General features: G+C 63.9%; 23 protein-coding genes. 3 read left to right on the top strand and 20 right to left on the bottom strand.

The features are described 5' to 3' along the window. Position 1: 1 nt before the first annotated feature. The 3 genes from ACFPPA_RS04140 to ACFPPA_RS04130 are packed head-to-tail and all read left to right on the top strand — an operon-like array spanning position 2 to position 2,740. Complete coding sequence (locus ACFPPA_RS04140) at positions 2 to 1,432, top strand: ATP-binding protein (protein ID WP_377317527.1); 1,431 nt, start codon at positions 2 to 4, stop codon at positions 1,430 to 1,432. Beyond that, complete coding sequence (locus ACFPPA_RS04135; protein ID WP_377317525.1) at positions 1,429 to 2,178, top strand: Dph6-related ATP pyrophosphatase; 750 nt, start codon at positions 1,429 to 1,431, stop codon at positions 2,176 to 2,178. Before ACFPPA_RS04140 ends, ACFPPA_RS04135 begins: the two co-directional genes overlap by 4 nt. Then, positions 2,162 to 2,740 (top strand): mismatch-specific DNA-glycosylase, encoded by a 579-nt coding sequence (locus ACFPPA_RS04130; protein WP_377317523.1) that lies wholly within the window; start codon positions 2,162 to 2,164, stop codon positions 2,738 to 2,740. The genes ACFPPA_RS04135 and ACFPPA_RS04130 overlap by 17 nt, the downstream gene beginning before the upstream one ends. Positions 2,741 to 2,764: 24 nt before the next feature. On the opposite strand, the gene ACFPPA_RS04125 is transcribed toward ACFPPA_RS04130, so the two are convergent. The 20 genes from ACFPPA_RS04125 to rplN form a co-directional block, all read right to left on the bottom strand. After that, positions 2,765 to 4,066: a c-type cytochrome gene (locus ACFPPA_RS04125; RefSeq protein WP_377317521.1), complete on the bottom strand. Its 1,302-nt coding sequence runs from the start codon at positions 4,064 to 4,066 to the stop codon at positions 2,765 to 2,767. Then, positions 4,063 to 4,818, bottom strand: coding sequence for a c-type cytochrome (locus ACFPPA_RS04120; protein ID WP_377317519.1), 756 nt, complete (start codon positions 4,816 to 4,818; stop codon positions 4,063 to 4,065). The genes ACFPPA_RS04125 and ACFPPA_RS04120 overlap by 4 nt, the downstream gene beginning before the upstream one ends. A 194-nt stretch (positions 4,819 to 5,012) precedes the next feature. Continuing rightward, complete coding sequence (locus ACFPPA_RS04115) at positions 5,013 to 6,398, bottom strand: class II 3-deoxy-7-phosphoheptulonate synthase (RefSeq protein ID WP_377319446.1); 1,386 nt, start codon at positions 6,396 to 6,398, stop codon at positions 5,013 to 5,015. 20 nt (positions 6,399 to 6,418) lie between these two features. After that, positions 6,419 to 6,922 carry a disulfide bond formation protein B gene (locus ACFPPA_RS04110; RefSeq protein ID WP_377317517.1) on the bottom strand — a complete coding sequence of 168 codons (504 nt, stop codon included), beginning with the start codon at positions 6,920 to 6,922 and terminating at the stop codon, positions 6,419 to 6,421. 185 nt (positions 6,923 to 7,107) lie between these two features. Beyond that, complete coding sequence (gene rplQ / locus ACFPPA_RS04105; RefSeq protein ID WP_377317515.1) at positions 7,108 to 7,491, bottom strand: 50S ribosomal protein L17; 384 nt, start codon at positions 7,489 to 7,491, stop codon at positions 7,108 to 7,110. A 202-nt stretch (positions 7,492 to 7,693) separates the two neighbouring features. After that, positions 7,694 to 8,692, bottom strand: coding sequence for a DNA-directed RNA polymerase subunit alpha (locus tag ACFPPA_RS04100; RefSeq protein ID WP_377317513.1), 999 nt, complete (start codon positions 8,690 to 8,692; stop codon positions 7,694 to 7,696). A 15-nt stretch (positions 8,693 to 8,707) separates the two neighbouring features. Then, on the bottom strand, positions 8,708 to 9,334 hold the full coding sequence (rpsD, locus tag ACFPPA_RS04095) for a 30S ribosomal protein S4 (protein WP_377317511.1): 627 nt from the start codon (positions 9,332 to 9,334) through the stop codon (positions 8,708 to 8,710). An 11-nt stretch (positions 9,335 to 9,345) separates the two neighbouring features. Then, a complete protein-coding gene (gene rpsK / locus ACFPPA_RS04090) occupies positions 9,346 to 9,732 on the bottom strand; it encodes a 30S ribosomal protein S11 (protein ID WP_007513384.1) in 387 nt (128 codons plus the stop codon). A gap of 12 nt (positions 9,733 to 9,744) precedes the next feature. Beyond that, positions 9,745 to 10,101, bottom strand: a complete 357-nt coding sequence (gene rpsM, locus ACFPPA_RS04085; RefSeq protein ID WP_377317508.1) for a 30S ribosomal protein S13 — start codon at positions 10,099 to 10,101, stop codon at positions 9,745 to 9,747. Positions 10,102 to 10,227: 126 nt separating this feature from the next. Continuing rightward, positions 10,228 to 11,550, bottom strand: coding sequence for a preprotein translocase subunit SecY (secY, locus tag ACFPPA_RS04080; protein WP_377317506.1), 1,323 nt, complete (start codon positions 11,548 to 11,550; stop codon positions 10,228 to 10,230). 6 nt (positions 11,551 to 11,556) lie between these two features. Next, positions 11,557 to 11,988: a 50S ribosomal protein L15 gene (rplO, locus tag ACFPPA_RS04075; RefSeq protein WP_377317504.1), complete on the bottom strand. Its 432-nt coding sequence runs from the start codon at positions 11,986 to 11,988 to the stop codon at positions 11,557 to 11,559. Positions 11,989 to 11,993: 5 nt separating this feature from the next. Continuing rightward, positions 11,994 to 12,194 (bottom strand): 50S ribosomal protein L30, encoded by a 201-nt coding sequence (gene rpmD, locus ACFPPA_RS04070; RefSeq protein WP_377317502.1) that lies wholly within the window; start codon positions 12,192 to 12,194, stop codon positions 11,994 to 11,996. Further along, complete coding sequence (gene rpsE / locus ACFPPA_RS04065; RefSeq protein WP_377317500.1) at positions 12,187 to 12,696, bottom strand: 30S ribosomal protein S5; 510 nt, start codon at positions 12,694 to 12,696, stop codon at positions 12,187 to 12,189. Before rpsE ends, rpmD begins: the two co-directional genes overlap by 8 nt. Positions 12,697 to 12,814: 118 nt before the next feature. Further along, positions 12,815 to 13,168: a 50S ribosomal protein L18 gene (gene rplR / locus ACFPPA_RS04060; protein ID WP_377317498.1), complete on the bottom strand. Its 354-nt coding sequence runs from the start codon at positions 13,166 to 13,168 to the stop codon at positions 12,815 to 12,817. 94 nt (positions 13,169 to 13,262) lie between these two features. Next, positions 13,263 to 13,790 (bottom strand): 50S ribosomal protein L6, encoded by a 528-nt coding sequence (gene rplF, locus ACFPPA_RS04055; protein ID WP_377317496.1) that lies wholly within the window; start codon positions 13,788 to 13,790, stop codon positions 13,263 to 13,265. Positions 13,791 to 13,801: 11 nt separating this feature from the next. After that, on the bottom strand, positions 13,802 to 14,197 hold the full coding sequence (gene rpsH, locus ACFPPA_RS04050; protein ID WP_377317494.1) for a 30S ribosomal protein S8: 396 nt from the start codon (positions 14,195 to 14,197) through the stop codon (positions 13,802 to 13,804). 224 nt (positions 14,198 to 14,421) lie between these two features. Beyond that, positions 14,422 to 14,727 carry a 30S ribosomal protein S14 gene (rpsN, locus tag ACFPPA_RS04045; protein WP_377317492.1) on the bottom strand — a complete coding sequence of 102 codons (306 nt, stop codon included), beginning with the start codon at positions 14,725 to 14,727 and terminating at the stop codon, positions 14,422 to 14,424. A 12-nt stretch (positions 14,728 to 14,739) separates the two neighbouring features. Then, positions 14,740 to 15,282 (bottom strand): 50S ribosomal protein L5, encoded by a 543-nt coding sequence (gene rplE / locus ACFPPA_RS04040; protein ID WP_377319445.1) that lies wholly within the window; start codon positions 15,280 to 15,282, stop codon positions 14,740 to 14,742. 8 nt (positions 15,283 to 15,290) lie between these two features. Next, on the bottom strand, positions 15,291 to 15,605 hold the full coding sequence (gene rplX / locus ACFPPA_RS04035; RefSeq protein WP_377317490.1) for a 50S ribosomal protein L24: 315 nt from the start codon (positions 15,603 to 15,605) through the stop codon (positions 15,291 to 15,293). 14 nt (positions 15,606 to 15,619) lie between these two features. Beyond that, on the bottom strand, positions 15,620 to 15,988 hold the full coding sequence (rplN, locus tag ACFPPA_RS04030) for a 50S ribosomal protein L14 (protein ID WP_377317488.1): 369 nt from the start codon (positions 15,986 to 15,988) through the stop codon (positions 15,620 to 15,622). Positions 15,989 to 15,996 lie beyond the last annotated feature (8 nt).

Raw genomic sequence — 15,996 nt, 5'->3', positions numbered from 1 at the left:
CATGAAGCCGGCCTCGTTGTCGGCCCGCATCACCACCCTGCTGGTCGTCACCAGCCTGCTGGTGCTGGGCGGCGGCGCCAAGCTGATGGACTGGCGCGTCGACCACGAGCTGGAGAGCCGCTTCCAGCAGAACCTGCTGACCCAGGCCAGTGCCCTGAGCACGATGCTCCAACTGGAGCAGGACGAGGCCCCGGGCGACCAGCGCCCACACCTGCAGGCAGGCCTGCTGGGCGGCGACAGCCCCACGTTCTACGAGGTGCGTTGCGATGGCATGCCGGCCCTGCACAGCACGCCGCCGCCACCGGCCAGCCCGCCGGACTGGGCCCGTCAGACCGATTCGCAGCCGCGCTTTGCCGACCTGCATCACGCCGATCAGCAGCTGGGCTCCGTCCGGTTCGCGTTCACTCTCCCTCCGGACGAGCACAGCGGCGGGCCAGCGGCGCGCTCGCCCTCCGACCACCCGGCATACCGCGCATGCCTCCTGCTGTTTGAACAGGATCGCAGCACGACCAACGAGATCCTGCTCGCCATCGACTGGATCCTGTTGCTCAGTCCGGCGCTGGCGCTGGGCATCGCCTTGATCGCGGTGCCGCTGATCGTGCGCCGCGGTCTGCGCCCGATGACCGTGCTGGTCGACCGCATGCGCGACATCGGCCCGAACGCACCCGGCCAGCGCCTGGCAGCCAGTGGCATGCGCGAGCTCGATCCGCTGGTGACCCGCTTCAACGACGTGCTCGGACGCATGGACGATGGCCTCGCCCGCGAGCGCCAGTTCGCCAGCGGGCTGGCGCATGAGACGCGCACGCGGCTGGCCGAATTGCGTGCCTTGACCGAAGTGGAATCCCGTTATCCCAGCGACCGCGGCCTGCCCGAGATCCTCGGCGAAGTGGGCCAGATCGGCGCCGAGCTCGAGGCCACGGTGACTGCGCTGCTGCTGCTTACCCGTCTGCAATCCGGCCTCGAGCAACCGCAACCGGAGGCGCTTCCGCTGGCCGCCTGGCTGCAACGCCAGCTCCAGCGGCAACAAGGCCAGGCCGCTGCTCGCGGGGTCACGCTGCAGCTGGAGGGCGCGCCCCCGGCGGGCCTGCGCACCGACCCCGCCCTGCTCGAGGTGATCGTCGGCAACCTGCTGGGCAATGCCTGTGCCTACGCCCCCGCCGGCGACACCGTGACCGTGCATCTGAGCGCGAACGGACTGGAGATCGACAACGCCGCCCCCGAACTGCGGGCCGATGACCTGCTCAACTTCGGCCAGCGCTTCTGGCGCAAGCAACCGCCACATGCCGGCCACGCGGGACTGGGACTGGCACTGGCCCACGCCGCCGCCGAGGCACTCGGCCTGCGGCTGGAGTTCCGTCTCGATGCCGGGCAGCGCCTGCATGCCGTGTTGTCGTGGCCGAACCAGATGACACAACGGATAATCCGATCATGAGCCCCCCTGTCGAGACCAAACCCATTCTGCTGGCCTGGAGCGGCGGCAAGGACTGCCTGCTGGCACTGCAGCGTCTGCTCGCCGATCCGCAGTGGCAGGTCGTGGGCCTGCTCACCACGGTCAACCGCCATTACCAGCGCGTGGCCATGCATGGTGTGCACCGCGACATCCTGCTGGCGCAGACCGCCGCGCTCGGCCTGCCCCTGGTCGAGGTCCTGCTGGACTGGCCCGGCAGCAACGAAGCGTACGAGCAGGCCCATGCACAGGCCCTGGTCGAGGCGCGCATGCGCTGGCCGGGCATCCGCCATTGCGCGTTCGGCGACCTGTTCCTGGAGGACGTGCGCGACTACCGCGTGCGCCAGCTCGGCCGCGAAAACTGGCGCGCGGTATTCCCGCTATGGGGCGAGGACACCGCCGCCCTGTCGCGGCGCTTCGTCAGCGAGGGCCATCGTGCCGTACTGTGCTGCGTCGACACCCAGCAGCTGGATGCCGGTTATTGCGGCCGCGATTTCGACGCCGCGCTGCTGGACACGCTGCCGGCCGGGGTCGATCCCTGCGGCGAGCGCGGCGAATTCCACACCCTGAGTCATGCCGGCCCGCTGTTCCGCCAGCCGCTCGCGCTGCGCCGCGGCGAATCGGTCCTGCGCGACGGGCGCTTCCAGTTCACCGATTTCATCCTCGATGAAGGCGCACCCGAAGAAGGCCGACCCGATCGCGGCGGGCCGCATGATGTCGCGCGGGACTGAGGCGCCAGCGCGCCCGGAAGTGATCCTGCCCGATGTGCTGCAGGCCGGACTGAGCCTGGTGTTCTGCGGCACCGCCGCCGGCCGGCGTTCGGCCGCCGAACGCGCCTACTACGCCCATCCGGGCAACCTGTTCTGGCGGGCTCTGTTCGAGGCCGGGCTGACCCCGCGCCAGCTGGCGCCCGCGGATTACCCGCTGCTGCCGCGCTACGGCATCGGTCTCACCGACCTGGCCAAACGCCACGCCGGCAACGACAGCGAACTGCCGCGCGATGCCTTCGACGTACCCGGCCTGGTCGCCAGGATCGAACGCCATCGCCCGCAATGGCTGGCGTTCACCAGCAAGAACGCGGCGCGCGCGGCGCTCGGTCATGCCGTCGATTACGGCGTACAGCAGGACTGCCTGGGCAGCACGCGACTGTTCGTGCTGCCCTCGCCGTCGGGGCAGGCCCGCGGACACTGGAGTCTCGAGCCCTGGCTGGTGCTGGGCCGGCTCTACCGCGCGCTGCAAGCGGCATCGGACGCAACCACCACGGGACACGATGCCGCCGGGGCATCCCGCTGACTTCACCGCACCGGCGCCCCGTGTTCAATCCATCGGCGTATGCCGGTACCTGCTCACATCCTCGGGGCGCACCACCGCGGCATGGTTCGTCCACGTGCGACGGATATAGCTGACCACCGCCGACACCTCGCTGTCGCTCAGTTGCTGGGCGAACGGTGGCATCGAATAGGGTCGCGGATTGGCCGCGGTCAGCGGCGTGAAGCCGCCGAGCAGCACCATCCGCGTCGCATTGATCCCGCTGGGCTCGGTCACCGAGGAGTTGCCGTCCAGCGGCGGATAGATGCCGGCGACTCCGCCGCCGTCCTTGCGGTGACAAGCCGCGCAGTGCTGGGCGTAGACCTTCTCGCCCTGCTGCACGATGGCCTTGGCATTGAACGGCGGTTTTTCCTCCGCCACCGGTGCGCGGGGCGGCAACGAGGCCAGGTAGGTCGCTATCGCCTGCAGGTCATCGCCGGTGAGGTGCTGGGTGCTGGTAGCGACCACGTCGGCCATCGGGCCAAACGCTGCACCTCTTGCCGACAGGCCGGTTTTCAGCAGGTCGACGATGTCCTGCTCGCGCCAGCCCTGCAGGCCGCCATTGCGCTGCATGCTCAGATCGGGGGCGTACCAGTTCTGCACCGGTATCTGCCCCCCGCTGAGATGCTCATCCTGCGGCGTGCCACCGAACGAGTCGCGCGCGGCATGGCATTCGTTGCAGTGACCGGGCCCCTGCACCAGATAGGCACCCCGATTCCACTGCGGCGACTGCGCCGGGTCAGGCTTGAACACTCCCTCGCTGAAATACAGTGCGCGCCATGCCGCCAGGCTCCTGCGCACGCTGTAGGGAAAGCTCAGCGAAGGCACCGCAGGCGCCTGGTGGATCGGCGGTAGCGAGTGCAGGTAAGCGAAGATCGCCAGGGCGTCGTCGTGATTCATCCGGGTATAGGAGGTGTACGGAAATGCCGGGTACAGCAGTTCGCCGTGACGTCCCCTGCCCGCGTGCAATGCCTGCCAGAAATCCTCGAAGCTCCAGTTGCCCAGGCCGGTCTCCGGATCCGGCGTGATGTTGGGGATGGGGATGTTGCCGAATGGTGTCGCCAGCGAGCGGCCTCCCGCAAACGGTGCCCCACCCTGCGCGGTGTGGCAGCCGGCGCAGTCGCCGACCACGGTGAGGTAATCGCCTCGGGCGATCAGGGCCGGATCCTGCAAGGTGGCTGCGCTCACCTTGCTCGCGGTCATGGATGTCGGTTGACCGCCGCCACCGCCGAACAGCACCCAGCCCAGCAGCAGCGCAACCGGCACGACGATCAGCGCGATCAGCAACACCACCCAGCGCAGCCGCCTCATGGATTGGCTCCGCTGGCGCCCAGCACGCCGCATCGCAACGGCGGCGTCACGGAGCCTGCCGCCTGTGCATGCGTGTCGGGCGGTGGCTGCCGACTGGCCAGGGCCGCCGCCACCGCCGTGATATCCGATGCGCTCAGTCGGTTGGCGACCACTGCCATGCAATCGGGCGCCAACGCAGCGCGGGTATGCGTGCGCCATGAGCCCAGTTGCGCGCTGAGGTAGTCGTACGGCAGGCCGACCAGCCCCGGTGTGGACGGTTCCACCCCGGTAAGCTGACTGCCATGACAGCTGGCGCAGGCGGGGATTCTGCGCGCGGGATCGCCCCTGCTGACCAACTGCTCGCCACGCTGCAGCGTCGTCGCGGAGACTGGTGGCAACGGTGAACGCCGATAGGGTACCTGCTGCGCCGCGAAGTACCCGGCGATCTCATGCATGAATGCGGGACTCAGCTGGCGCACGGTGTATTCCATCGGCGCGTATTTGCGCAGCCCGTTCTGGAAATCCTGCATCTGGCGCACCAGGTAGTCGGCCGGCTTGCCCGCCAGACGCGGAAAATAGCCGCTGCCCGGCGTACCTTCGCCATGCACGCCGTGGCAGCTGGTGCAGGCGACGATGCGCTGCTGCAGGGTGTCGGGTATCGGCAGGGCGTCGGCCTCGGCGGCATGGCTGGCCGCGCCGTACAGGATGCCGATGACCAGGAGCATCGCCGCGATGGACGGCTTGATGGAATGCAGGCTGGGGGTCGTGATCATCCGACCATTGTACGCCCGCGGCAACGGTGACCAGCCCAACCCCGCGCGCAGCCCGGGGGATACGCGACAACGTGCCACGGCCGTCGAGCGCCTCTCCGGCGGCAAAGCTCGACGTGCCGATGGACGTCCGAAACCGGCCGCGGAATTCGCCGTCCGGTACCCCGGGGCCGGAGAGGCGACTGCCTGTCGCCTGGCTAGCGGACGCCGGTACCGCCGACCGACTTGCGCACGATCAGCATCGCCAGCTCCAGCGACTGCTCGTAATTGAGGCGCGGATCGACCATCGACTTGTAGGCGCGGTCGAGATCGGTTTCGGACAGGTCGCGCGCACCGCCCATGCATTCGGTGACATCCTCGCCGGTCAACTCCAGATGCACGCCGCCAAGCCGGGTACCGGCGGCAGCATGGATATCGAAGGCCTGATCCAGTTCGCCGCGGATATTGTCGAAGCGGCGCGTCTTGTGCCCGTTCGAGGTACTCTCGGTGTTGCCGTGCATCGGATCGGCCACCCACAACACGCGCCGGCCCTCACGCCGGACCGCCTCCAGCAACGAGGGCAATGCCGCGCCGATCTTCGCGTTGCCCATGCGGTGGATCAGGGTCAGCCGGCCCGGCTCGTCGTCCGGATTCAGCGCATCGATCAGCGGCAGCAGCTGCTCCGGCGTGACCGTCGGGCCCACCTTGACCGCGATCGGATTGCGGATGCCGCGGAAATACTCCACGTGCGCGCCGTCCAGCGCGGCGGTGCGCATGCCGATCCAGGGGAAATGGGTGGACAGGTTGAACCAGCCGGGATGACGCGGCACCTGCCGCGTGAGCGCCTGCTCGTAGTGCAGCAGCAAGGCTTCGTGCGAAGTGAAGAAGTCGACCCGGGAGAAGCCGGCGATCGGTCCGGCCAGGGTCTCCATGAAGCGCAGCGAATCGCCGATGCCGGCAACCATCTGGCGGTACTCGGCAGCCAGCGGCGAATGCTCGACCCACGCCAGGTCCCAATATTCCGGATGATGCAGATCGGCGAAGCCACCGTCGATCAACGCGCGCACGAAGTTCATCGTCAGCGCGGAATGGGCGTGCGCCTGGATCAGTCGCTGCGGATCGGGGCGGCGCGCCTCCGCCGTGAAGTCCGGACTGTTGACCACGTCACCGCGAAAACTCGGCAGGGTCAGACCATCGCGTGTCTCGGTATCGGTCGAACGGGGCTTCGCGTACTGCCCGGCGAAACGGCCCACCCGAAGTACCGGCTTCTTCAGCCCGTGCACCAGTACCAGGCTCATCTGCAGCAGCACCTTGAGCCGGTTCGAGATCACCGGACTGGTGCAGTCGGCGAAGCTCTCGGCGCAGTCGCCGCCCTGCAGCAGGAAACGGTCGCCATCCTGCGCCTCCGCAATCGCCTGCTTCAGCGCAAGCACTTCCCACGACGTGACCAGTGGTGGCAGCTGCGCCAGATGCGCGCCGGCCCGGGCCAGCTCGTCCGCATCGTCGTAATGCGGCTGCTGCAGCGCCTCGCGCTGCTGCCATGAATCCGGACTCCAGCGGGCCGGCCCCGCCGCCTGCGCGGAAGCGTCACGGCCCGGCACCATCTTCAAAGCGTCAGTTGCGTTCATTTGCGTAGTACCCGCTGTCGCACAGCCATCATCGTCAACACCGCCAGCAGCACGAACCACAACAGCGTCCACGCCGGCATCGGCAAGCCCAGGATCGGCTCGACCTTGGCGCATTCGCCCGATCCGGTGAATACCAGCTCGAGCACTTTCTGGAACGGAAACGCGCTGAACATGTAATCCAGCGGCGGCCCACAGGACGGGATCTGGTCGGTCGGCAGGGACTGGATCCACAGGTGCCGTCCGGCCACGGCCATGCCGAAGATCGCACCCAGCCAGATGCCGGCGGCGTAGATCCAGCGCGTACGTCCCCGCGGCGCATGCAATCCGCCGAGCAGGAAAAACACCGCCATCACGATGAACGCAACCCGCTGGAAGATGCACAGCGGACAGGGAAACATCTGCCAGTACTTTTCCGCGTAGAGCGCGAAGCCCAACAGGCCCGCACAGACAACGAAGCCGACGAGAAAACTGACACGATACGACCAGCGGAATGGATTCATGGCATTTTGCTGCGTTGCGGAACAACGACATTACCTGTTCCCCGCCTCGCTGTCAGCAGGGTGGCGACATTCCGCTGCAATCGGCCGTGAACAGGAGCACCCAGAACGCAGAAACCCGGCGGGTTGCCCGGCCGGGTTTGCTTGTGGACGTCCGAACGTCCAGTCGATCGGTGTCGCCGATCGGCTTATTCGGCGTCGACTGCCTCGACCTGCGGGCGCCCGACCAGCTCGACATACGCCATCGGCGCATTGTCACCGGGGCGGAAACCACACTTGAGGATACGCAGGTAACCGCCCGGACGCTCCTTGTAACGCGGTCCGAGCTCGACAAACAACTTGCCGACCGCTTCCTTGTCGCGCAGGCGCGAAAAAGCGAGACGACGATTGGCGACGCCATCGGTCTTGGCCAGCGTGATCAGCGGCTCGGCGACGCGACGAAGTTCTTTTGCCTTGGGCAACGTGGTGCGGATCAGCTCATGCTTCAGCAGCGATGCCGACATGTTGCGAAACATCGCTTCGCGGTGGCTGCTGGTGCGGTTGAGCTTACGTCCTGATTTCTGGTGGCGCATGATTCAACTCTCTGTCTGTTGTTATGAAAAACCGGCACCTGTGTCCGGCTTCCCGCGGATTTCCGCTGTATCGGCCCTATGACGTCGGAGCCATTTATAAGAGCGCAGCCTCTATGGGCTGCTTCAATCTGCCTGGACGCGTGAAACCACGCTTCCCGCATAAAACGACGTTGCGATCACTGGTGATCGCAACGTCCGTACATCAGCCCAGCTGCATGCCGTGCGACAAGCCCGGCGGCGGCCAGTTCTCGAGCTTCATGCCAAGGGCCAGGCCACGTCCGCCCAGCACGTCCTTGATCTCGGTCAGCGACTTCTTGCCGAGATTCGGCGTCTTCAGCAACTCGACCTCGGTCTTCTGAACCAGATCACCGATGTAGTAGATGCTCTCGGCCTTCAGGCAGTTGGCCGAACGCACGGTGAGCTCCAGATCGTCGATCGGGCGCAGCAACAACGGGTCAAACCCGCTCTTCTCGGCCTTGTCGGTCGCGCTTTCGCGCCGCGAGAAGTCACCGAACACCGACAGCTGATCGTTGATGATCTCGGCCGCCTTGCGAACCGCATCTTCCGCACCGATCGTGCCGTTCGTCTCGATGTCCAGCACCAGCTTGTCGAGGTTGGTGCGCTGCTCGACACGAGCCGCATCCACTTCGTAGGCCACGCGCAACACCGGCGCAAACGACGCGTCCAGCTGCAGGCGACCGATCGGACGTGCTTCATCATCCGGATGCTGGCGCGTGCTGGCCGGCTGATAGCCGACGCCGCGACGCACCTTCAGGCGCATGTTGAGCGCAATGTCCTTGGTCAGGTGGCAAAGCACATGCTCGGGGTTGATGATCTCGACCGAGTGGTCGACGACGATGTCGCCGGCCGTGACCACGCCCTTGCCCTTCTTGGACAAGGTCAGGGTGACTTCATCGCCGGTATGCTGACGAATCGCCACGTCCTTCAGGTTCAGCAGGACTTCAATGACGTCCTCCTGCAGACCTTCCAGGGTGGTGTATTCGTGCAGCACGCCATCGATCTCGACCTCGACGATGGCGCTGCCGGGGATCGAAGAGAGCAGCACGCGACGCAGCGCGTTGCCCAGGGTGTGGCCGAAGCCACGCTCGAGCGGCTCGACCACCACCTTGGCGCGGTTGGCTCCGAGCTGTTCGACGCTGAGGCCACGCGGCCGCAGCACACTAGTTGACGAAACTGCCATGCAGAGCTCCGGTAATTACTTCGAGTAAAGCTCGATAATCAATGCTTCATTGATGTCGGACGGCAGATCACCGCGATCCGGCACCGACTTGAACGTACCTTCAAATTTCTTCGCGTCGACTTCGACCCAGATCGGACGCAGATCCATGGTGTCGAATACGGTCGCCGCTTCCTGCACACGCAACTGGGTGCGTGCCTTCTCGGTCAATGCAATCGCGTCGCCCGGGCGAACCTGGTAGGAAGGAATGTTCACCTTCTTGCCATTCACCATGATCGCCTTGTGGGCAACCAGCTGGCGAGCCTGGGCGCGGGTTACCGCGAAGCCCATGCGATAGACGACGTTGTCCAGACGGCTTTCGAGCAGGCGCAGCAGGTTCTCACCGGTGTTGCCCTTGAGGGTCGACGCCTTGGTGTAGTAGTTGCTGAACTGACGCTCGAGCACACCGTAGATGCGCTTGACCTTCTGCTTCTCGCGCAGCTGCACGGCGTAGTCGGACATGCGCATGCGCTTGTTCGCGCCATGCTGGCCGGGCTTGTTTTCCAGTTTGCACTTGGAATCCAGCGCACGCGCCGGACTCTTCAGGCTGAGATCTGCACCCTCACGACGGGCGAGTTTGCAGGTAGCTCCACGATAACGGGCCATGGGTATGCTCCTTAGACTCGACGCTTCTTGGGGGGACGGCAGCCATTGTGCGGAATTGGCGTGACGTCGATGATGTTGAGCACCTTGTAGCCCAACGCGTTCAGCGAGCGCACCGCGGACTCGCGGCCCGGGCCTGGGCCCTTGATGCGCACTTCCACTGTCTTCACGCCGTAGTCGCCTGCAGCGCGACCGGCCTTTTCGGCGGCCACCTGGGCAGCGAACGGGGTCGACTTGCGCGAGCCACGAAAACCGGCGCCGCCGGCTGTAGCCCACGACAAGGCGTTACCCTGGCGATCGGTGATGGTGACAATGGTGTTGTTGAAGGAGGCCTGCACGTGGGCCACGGCATCCGTGACAACGCGCTTGATCTTCTTCTTGGTCTTAACCGGCTTAGCCATATTCGGAATCCGTTACTTCTTGATCGCGCGACGGGGACCCTTGCGGGTACGTGCGTTGGTACGCGTGCGCTGGCCGCGCACCGGCAAGCCACGACGGTGGCGCAGACCGCGGTAGCAACCCAGATCCATCAAACGCTTGATGGCCATACCCACCTCACGGCGCAGATCGCCCTCGACAATGTACTTGCCGATTTCATGGCGAATCTTCTCCACCTCGCCTTCACTGAGGGACTTGATCGGGGTGGTCGAGACCACGCCCGCATCCACGCAGACCTTTTTGGCTCGGCTGCGACCGATACCGTAAATGCTCTGCAGACCAACCCAGACATGTTTCTGGACCGGCAAATTGACACCCGCAATGCGCGCCATGATGTTCTTTCTCCGATGCGTTTCGTGCGCGGTAAACGCGCAATTTTAACCTGAATTACCCGAACTGGAAAGCCCTGCGACACCGCGGTGTCGCCACTCCCCGACTTTGGCCCTACGTTCGCAACGTCAGCTGCGGCGAAGATTGGCCTTCTTGAGCAGACTTTCGTACTGGTGACTGACCAGATGCGCCTGCACCTGTGCCGTGAAATCCATCACCACCACCACCACGATCAGCAGCGACGTGCCGCCGAAATAAAACGGTACATGCCAGGCCTGCTGCATGAACGACGGCACCAGACACACCAGCACCAGATACAAGGCGCCAACACCGGTCAGGCGGGTCATCACCGAATCGATGTAGCTTGCTGTGGCACGCCCCGGACGAATCCCCGGGATCAGCGCACCCGACCGCTTGAGGTTGTCGGCGGTCTCGTCGGCGTTGAACACAATCGCCGTATAGAAGAACGCAAACCCGATCACCAGCACTGAAAAAACGATTTCATACAATGGGTTGCCAGGACTCAGCGACTGCGTCAGATCCTGCAGCCAACGCGAGGGATGACCTGTGCTGAACCAGCTCACTGCCGTTGCCGGGAACATCAGCAAGCTCGAGGCGAAAATCGGCGGAATCACACCGGCCATGTTGATCTTCAGCGGCAGGTTCGAACTCTGGTTCTGGTAGGCCTTCTGACCGCCCGACCGCCTCGCGTAGTTCACCGTGATGCGCCGCTGGGCGCGCTCCATGAACACCACGAACGCCGTCACTGCCAACGCCAGACCGAACACCATCAACAACTTGATCAGCGACAGCTCACCGTTGTTGGCCATGCCGAGCGTATGTACCACCGCAGCCGGCAGACCCGCGACGATACCGGCGAAGATCAGCAACGAAATGCCGTTGCCGATACCGCGTTCGGTCATCTGCTCACCCAGCCACATCAGGAACATCGTGCCGGCAGTAAGCCCGACCACGGACGACATGACGAAACCGAACCCTGGCGTGTAGACCACCGGTGCACCGCCCGCAGCCACCTGGCTCTGCAAAGCGACCGCGATACCGAATGACTGGAACGCTGCCAATGCCACCGTGGCATAGCGCGTATACATGGTCATCTTGCGCTTGCCGGCCTCGCCTTCCTTGCGTAATGCCTGCAAGCTCGGCACCACCGAACCCATCATCTGGAATACGATCGACGCGGAAATATACGGAATCACGCCCAGCGCGAACACCGAGAACCGCGCCAAGGCGCCGCCGGAGAACATGTTGAACATGTCCATCAGGCCATTGCCGTTGACCAGATTGGTCATCGCCTCCGGATTGACGCCTGGTACCGGAATGAACGAGCCAAGCCGGAACACCATCAACGCACCGATCACGAAGAAGATGCGCTGACGAAGCTCAGTCAGCTTGCCAAGCTTGCCCAGTGCGTTGCCCTTGGCTGCTGCCACCGTCAATTACTCCACGCTGCCGCCGGCAGCCTCGATGGCTGCCTTGGCGCCGGCCGTGGCCAGCAGACCGGACAACTTCACCGCGCGACCGATTTCACCCTTGAGCACGACCTTGACCCGCTTCGCGCGGCTGTTGATCAGGCCAGCCTGATGCAGCGCAACGACGTCGATCACGTCACCCTTGAGGTTGGCCAGCTGATACAGGAACACTTCCTGGCTCTCGACCTTCTTCTTCGAACGGAAGCCGACCTTCGGCATCCGGCGGTTCAGCGGCATCTGGCCGCCCTCGAAACCGAACTTGTGGGTGCCGCCGGCGCGGGCGTGCTGACCCTTGTGACCGCGGCCGGCCGTCTTGCCCATACCCGAGCCGATGCCGCGACCGACGCGCAGACGCGTCTTGTGCGAACCGGCTGCCGGTTGAATGTCATTCAAACGCATGATGCTTACTCCTCGACCCGGACCAGGTAATAGACCGTGTTGATCAGTCCACGAACCTGCGGGCTGTCCTTCAAGTCACGAACGTCGTTGATCTTGCCCAGACCCAGCGCCTTGACGCTCAGGCGGTGACGAGCCTGCACGCCGCGCAGACCCTTGACCAAGCGCACGCGCACGGTCTTGTCGGCAGTTTTTTGGGACTTAGCCATTACCGAGCACCTCTTCCAGGGTCTTGCCACGCTTGGCGGCGATCTTCTTGGGCGAGGCGACCGCCTGCAGACCCTTGATGGTGGCGCGCACCAGGTTGATCGGATTGCGCGAACCGACAGCCTTGGCCAGCACGTTCTTGACGCCAACCACTTCGAGCACAGCGCGCATGGCGCCGCCGGCAATCACACCGGTACCTTCGGAGGCGGGCTGCATGTAGACGCGAGCCGCACCGTGATTCGCCTTGATGGCATACCACAGGGTGCCGTTGTTCAACTCGATGCTCACCATCTGGCGGCGGGCACGTTCCATCGCCTTGGAGATGGCCACCGGCACTTCACGCGCCTTGCCATAGCCGAAGCCGACTTTCCCCTCACCGTCACCAACCACGGTCAATGCAGTGAAGCTCATCTGGCGGCCACCCTTCACGGTCTTGGCCACGCGGTTGACGGCGATCAACTTCTCGAGCAAGCCGTCCGAATTTTCGCGATCGTTAGAAGACATGTTCTTTTCCATGTGCCCGGCGAACCAGGACTTTGCTTGCGGCTTGGCCGCTTGGAGTTGTAGGTACCTCAGCGGGCAGCCGGATCGCTCGGGAGCGAACCCTGGCCCGGGTATTACTTCAGAATTTCAGACCTGCTTCGCGAGCCGCGTCGGCCAACGCCTTGATACGACCGTGGTAACGGAAGCCGGAGCGATCGAACGCCACCGACTCGATACCTGCGGCCATCGCACGTTCGGCGACCGCCTTGCCGACTGCTGCTGCCGCAGTCAGGTTCTTGGTGCCCTTGAGGCCCTCGGCGACCGACTTCTGCACCGTGGATGCCGCGGCAACCACGTTCTGGCCGGAGGCATCGAATACCTGCGCATACAGGTGTTGTCCGGTCCGGTGCACCGACAGCCGCGCCACCGCCAACTTGCGAATGTGGCTCCGCGTGGACTTGGCGCGACGCAGGCGATTTTCGTTCTTGTTCATCTTGATATCTCCAGAAAGCGGATGGGCCTTTTTCGGCAGGTTGCCTGGATAGCGCGGTCAGGAATGACTGCCTACCCACGCTTGCACTGCGTACTTACGCCTTCTTGGCTTCCTTCAGCGTGATCTTCTCGCCGGCATACCGCACACCCTTGCCCTTGTAGGGCTCCGGCGGACGGAACCCGCGAATCTTGGCGGCGACCTGGCCCACGACCTGCTTGTCGGTGCCCTTGATAAGCACTTCCGTCTGCGTCGGGGTCTCGATGCTGACGCCTTCCGGCGCATCGAACAGCACCGGGTGGGAAAAGCCCAGGCTCAGGTTCAGCGACTTGCCCTGCATCGCGACGCGGTAGCCCACGCCGACCAGCTCGAGCTTGCGCTCGTAACCGGTGGACACGCCCGTGACCATGTTGGCCAGCAGGGCGCGCGCGGTACCGCCGAACTTGTCGTCGGTACCCTCGGCGAGGGTGATGTTCGCAACGCCGTTGTCGACAGCGACGGTCACACCCGGCAGGTGATGCACCGTCAGCGTGCCCTTGGGGCCCTTGACCGAGATATTCTCGGCATTGACCGTCAGTTCGACGCCCTTCGGCAGGGAAATTGGTTTCTTGGCAACACGTGACATCGAAAGACTCCTTATGCCACTTGGCCGATGACTTCGCCGCCCAGACCCTTGGCACGGGCCTGCGCATCGGTCAACAGACCGGCGGAAGTCGAGATGATCGAGATACCCAGGCCACCCAGGACCTTTGGCAGTTCGTCCTTGCCGCGGTAAACACGCAGGCCGGAGCGGCTGACACGGGAGATGGTCTCGATGGCCGGCTGGCCCTCGAAATACTTGAGCTTCAACTCGAGCACCGGCTTGCCTTCCTCGGCGGAAGTCTTGGCGTCGAGGATATAGCCCTCGTTCTTGAGAAGGTCGGCGATCGCCACCTTCAGTTTCGACGACGGCATACGAACGGTCGGCTTGCCCATTGCCTGGGCATTGCGGACGCGCGTAAACAGATCGGCGATGGGATCAGTCATGCTCATGAAAACATCCTTCAGAGTGCACCGATATCCGATAAAACCGGAAATCAATCAAATTGTGAGCCGACATCAACGCCGGCCTGCCTTGCGCAGACCGCCGACTATATCAGCAATTTCGGGTTTTAGCGAATCTCGATGCGGTAGTCGCATCAACGACGGCATCAGGGAAGCCGCCGGGTGAACCGATCGAGGAGCAACGCCCCGTCAACCGGTCCTGCAGTCATCGGTTACCAGCTGGCTTTGCGCAGACCCGGCACGTCGCCGCGCATGGTTGCTTCGCGCAGCTTGTTCCGGCCAAGACCGAACTTCGCGTAGACAGCGCGCGGGCGACCGGTCAAGGCACAGCGGGTGCGCTGGCGCACCGGGCTGGCATCGCGCGGCAGCTTCTGCAGCTTGGTCTGCGCTTCCATCTTGTCCTCGTAGGAGGCTGTGGAACTCAGCACGATCGCCTTCAGGTCCGCACGCTTTGCAGCATACTTCTTGACGAGTTTGGTCCGCTTGATATCGCGGTTCACCATTGATGTCTTGGCCATGGATTACGCCTATCAGTTGCGGAACGGAAAGCTGAACGCTGCCAGCAGGGCTTTGGCTTCGTCGTCGGTGCCGGCAGTCGTGGTGATGGAGATATCCATGCCACGCAGCGCATCGACCTGGTCAAAGTCGATTTCAGGAAAGATGATCTGTTCCTTGATACCGAAATTGTAGTTGCCACGGCCGTCGAACGCCTTCGCCGAAACACCGCGGAAGTCACGCACGCGCGGCAGCGAGACGTTGATCAGACGATCCAGGAACTCCCACATCTGCGCACGACGCAAGGTGACCTTGCAGCCGATCGGCCAGCCATCGCGGATCTTGAACGAGGCCACGGAAACGCGCGCCTTGGTCGTGATCGGCTTCTGGCCTGCGATCTTGGCCATATCGGCCACGGCGTTCTCGAGCACTTTCTTGTTGCCCGCAGCTTCGCCCACGCCCATGTTCAGCGTGATCTTGGTGATGCGGGGGACCTGCATCACATTCTGGTAGCCGAACTGCTCGGTGAGCTTGGCAACTACCTGCTCTTTATAAAAATTTTCAAGGCGCGTCATGATCGTGTTCCTTACGCGTCCACGACCTCGCCAGTCGAACGGAACACGCGGACCTTGCGCCCATCTTCGAGCGTTTTGGTGCCGACGCGTTCACCCTTGTTCGTGGCGGGGTTGAACAGCTGCACATTGGAGAGATGGATCGAAGCTTCACGCTCGACGATGCCACCGGCCTGGTTGGCCTGCGGGTTCGCCTTGGTATGACGCTTGATCAGATTCACGTTGGAGACGAATACGCGATCGTCCGCAACACGCAGCACATCGCCGCGCTGGCCCTTGTTCTTGCCGGTGATCACGAGGACCTGATCACCCTTTCGGATACGGTTCATTTTGTGATCTCCGCTCAGAGCACTTCGGGCGCAAGCGAGACGATCTTCATGAACTTCTCGCTGCGCAGCTCGCGGGTAACCGGCCCGAAAATACGGGTACCGATCGGCTCGAGCTTGTTGTTGAGGAGCACCGCTGCATTGCCGTCGAAACGGATCAGCGAGCCATCGGACCGGCGCACGCCCTTGGCGGTGCGAACCACCACGGCATTGTACACCTCGCCTTTCTTTACCTTGCCGCGGGGAATCGCATCCTTCACGGTGACCTTGATCACGTCACCGATCGAGGCGTAACGGCGCTTGGAGCCACCGAGCACCTTGATGCACATCACTTCCTTCGCGCCGCTGTTGTCCGCTGCGGATAGCGTGCTTTGCATTTGGATCATGTCTGCAC

Origin of the sequence: Rhodanobacter ginsengisoli (genome assembly GCF_042657065.1) — a bacterium.
GTDB classification, from domain to species: domain Bacteria; phylum Pseudomonadota; class Gammaproteobacteria; order Xanthomonadales; family Rhodanobacteraceae; genus Rhodanobacter; species Rhodanobacter ginsengisoli.
Note: the sequence above shows the minus strand (reverse complement) of the source record. Positions and strands in the feature narration are given on the sequence as shown.

Bases quoted from the DNA above. Each gene is read 5' to 3' on its own strand.
- ACFPPA_RS04140 (WP_377317527.1), top strand. From the start codon at position 2: ATGAAGCCGGCCTCGTTGTCGGCCCGCATCACCACCCTGCTGGTCGTC.
- ACFPPA_RS04135 (WP_377317525.1), top strand. From the start codon at position 1,429: ATGAGCCCCCCTGTCGAGACCAAACCCATTCTGCTGGCCTGGAGCGGC.
- ACFPPA_RS04130 (WP_377317523.1), top strand. From the start codon at position 2,162: ATGTCGCGCGGGACTGAGGCGCCAGCGCGCCCGGAAGTGATCCTGCCC.
- ACFPPA_RS04125 (WP_377317521.1), bottom strand. From the start codon at position 4,066: ATGAGGCGGCTGCGCTGGGTGGTGTTGCTGATCGCGCTGATCGTCGTG.
- ACFPPA_RS04120 (WP_377317519.1), bottom strand. From the start codon at position 4,818: ATGATCACGACCCCCAGCCTGCATTCCATCAAGCCGTCCATCGCGGCG.
- ACFPPA_RS04115 (WP_377319446.1), bottom strand. From the start codon at position 6,398: ATGGTGCCGGGCCGTGACGCTTCCGCGCAGGCGGCGGGGCCGGCCCGC.
- ACFPPA_RS04110 (WP_377317517.1), bottom strand. From the start codon at position 6,922: ATGAATCCATTCCGCTGGTCGTATCGTGTCAGTTTTCTCGTCGGCTTC.
- rplQ (WP_377317515.1), bottom strand. From the start codon at position 7,491: ATGCGCCACCAGAAATCAGGACGTAAGCTCAACCGCACCAGCAGCCAC.
- ACFPPA_RS04100 (WP_377317513.1), bottom strand. From the start codon at position 8,692: ATGGCAGTTTCGTCAACTAGTGTGCTGCGGCCGCGTGGCCTCAGCGTC.
- rpsD (WP_377317511.1), bottom strand. From the start codon at position 9,334: ATGGCCCGTTATCGTGGAGCTACCTGCAAACTCGCCCGTCGTGAGGGT.
- rpsK (WP_007513384.1), bottom strand. From the start codon at position 9,732: ATGGCTAAGCCGGTTAAGACCAAGAAGAAGATCAAGCGCGTTGTCACG.
- rpsM (WP_377317508.1), bottom strand. From the start codon at position 10,101: ATGGCGCGCATTGCGGGTGTCAATTTGCCGGTCCAGAAACATGTCTGG.
- rplO (WP_377317504.1), bottom strand. From the start codon at position 11,988: ATGCGTTTGAATGACATTCAACCGGCAGCCGGTTCGCACAAGACGCGT.
- rpmD (WP_377317502.1), bottom strand. From the start codon at position 12,194: ATGGCTAAGTCCCAAAAAACTGCCGACAAGACCGTGCGCGTGCGCTTG.
- rpsE (WP_377317500.1), bottom strand. From the start codon at position 12,696: ATGTCTTCTAACGATCGCGAAAATTCGGACGGCTTGCTCGAGAAGTTG.
- rplR (WP_377317498.1), bottom strand. From the start codon at position 13,168: ATGAACAAGAACGAAAATCGCCTGCGTCGCGCCAAGTCCACGCGGAGC.
- rplF (WP_377317496.1), bottom strand. From the start codon at position 13,790: ATGTCACGTGTTGCCAAGAAACCAATTTCCCTGCCGAAGGGCGTCGAA.
- rpsH (WP_377317494.1), bottom strand. From the start codon at position 14,197: ATGAGCATGACTGATCCCATCGCCGATCTGTTTACGCGCGTCCGCAAT.
- rpsN (WP_377317492.1), bottom strand. From the start codon at position 14,727: ATGGCCAAGACATCAATGGTGAACCGCGATATCAAGCGGACCAAACTC.
- rplX (WP_377317490.1), bottom strand. From the start codon at position 15,605: ATGAACCGTATCCGAAAGGGTGATCAGGTCCTCGTGATCACCGGCAAG.
- rplN (WP_377317488.1), bottom strand. From the start codon at position 15,988: ATGATCCAAATGCAAAGCACGCTATCCGCAGCGGACAACAGCGGCGCG.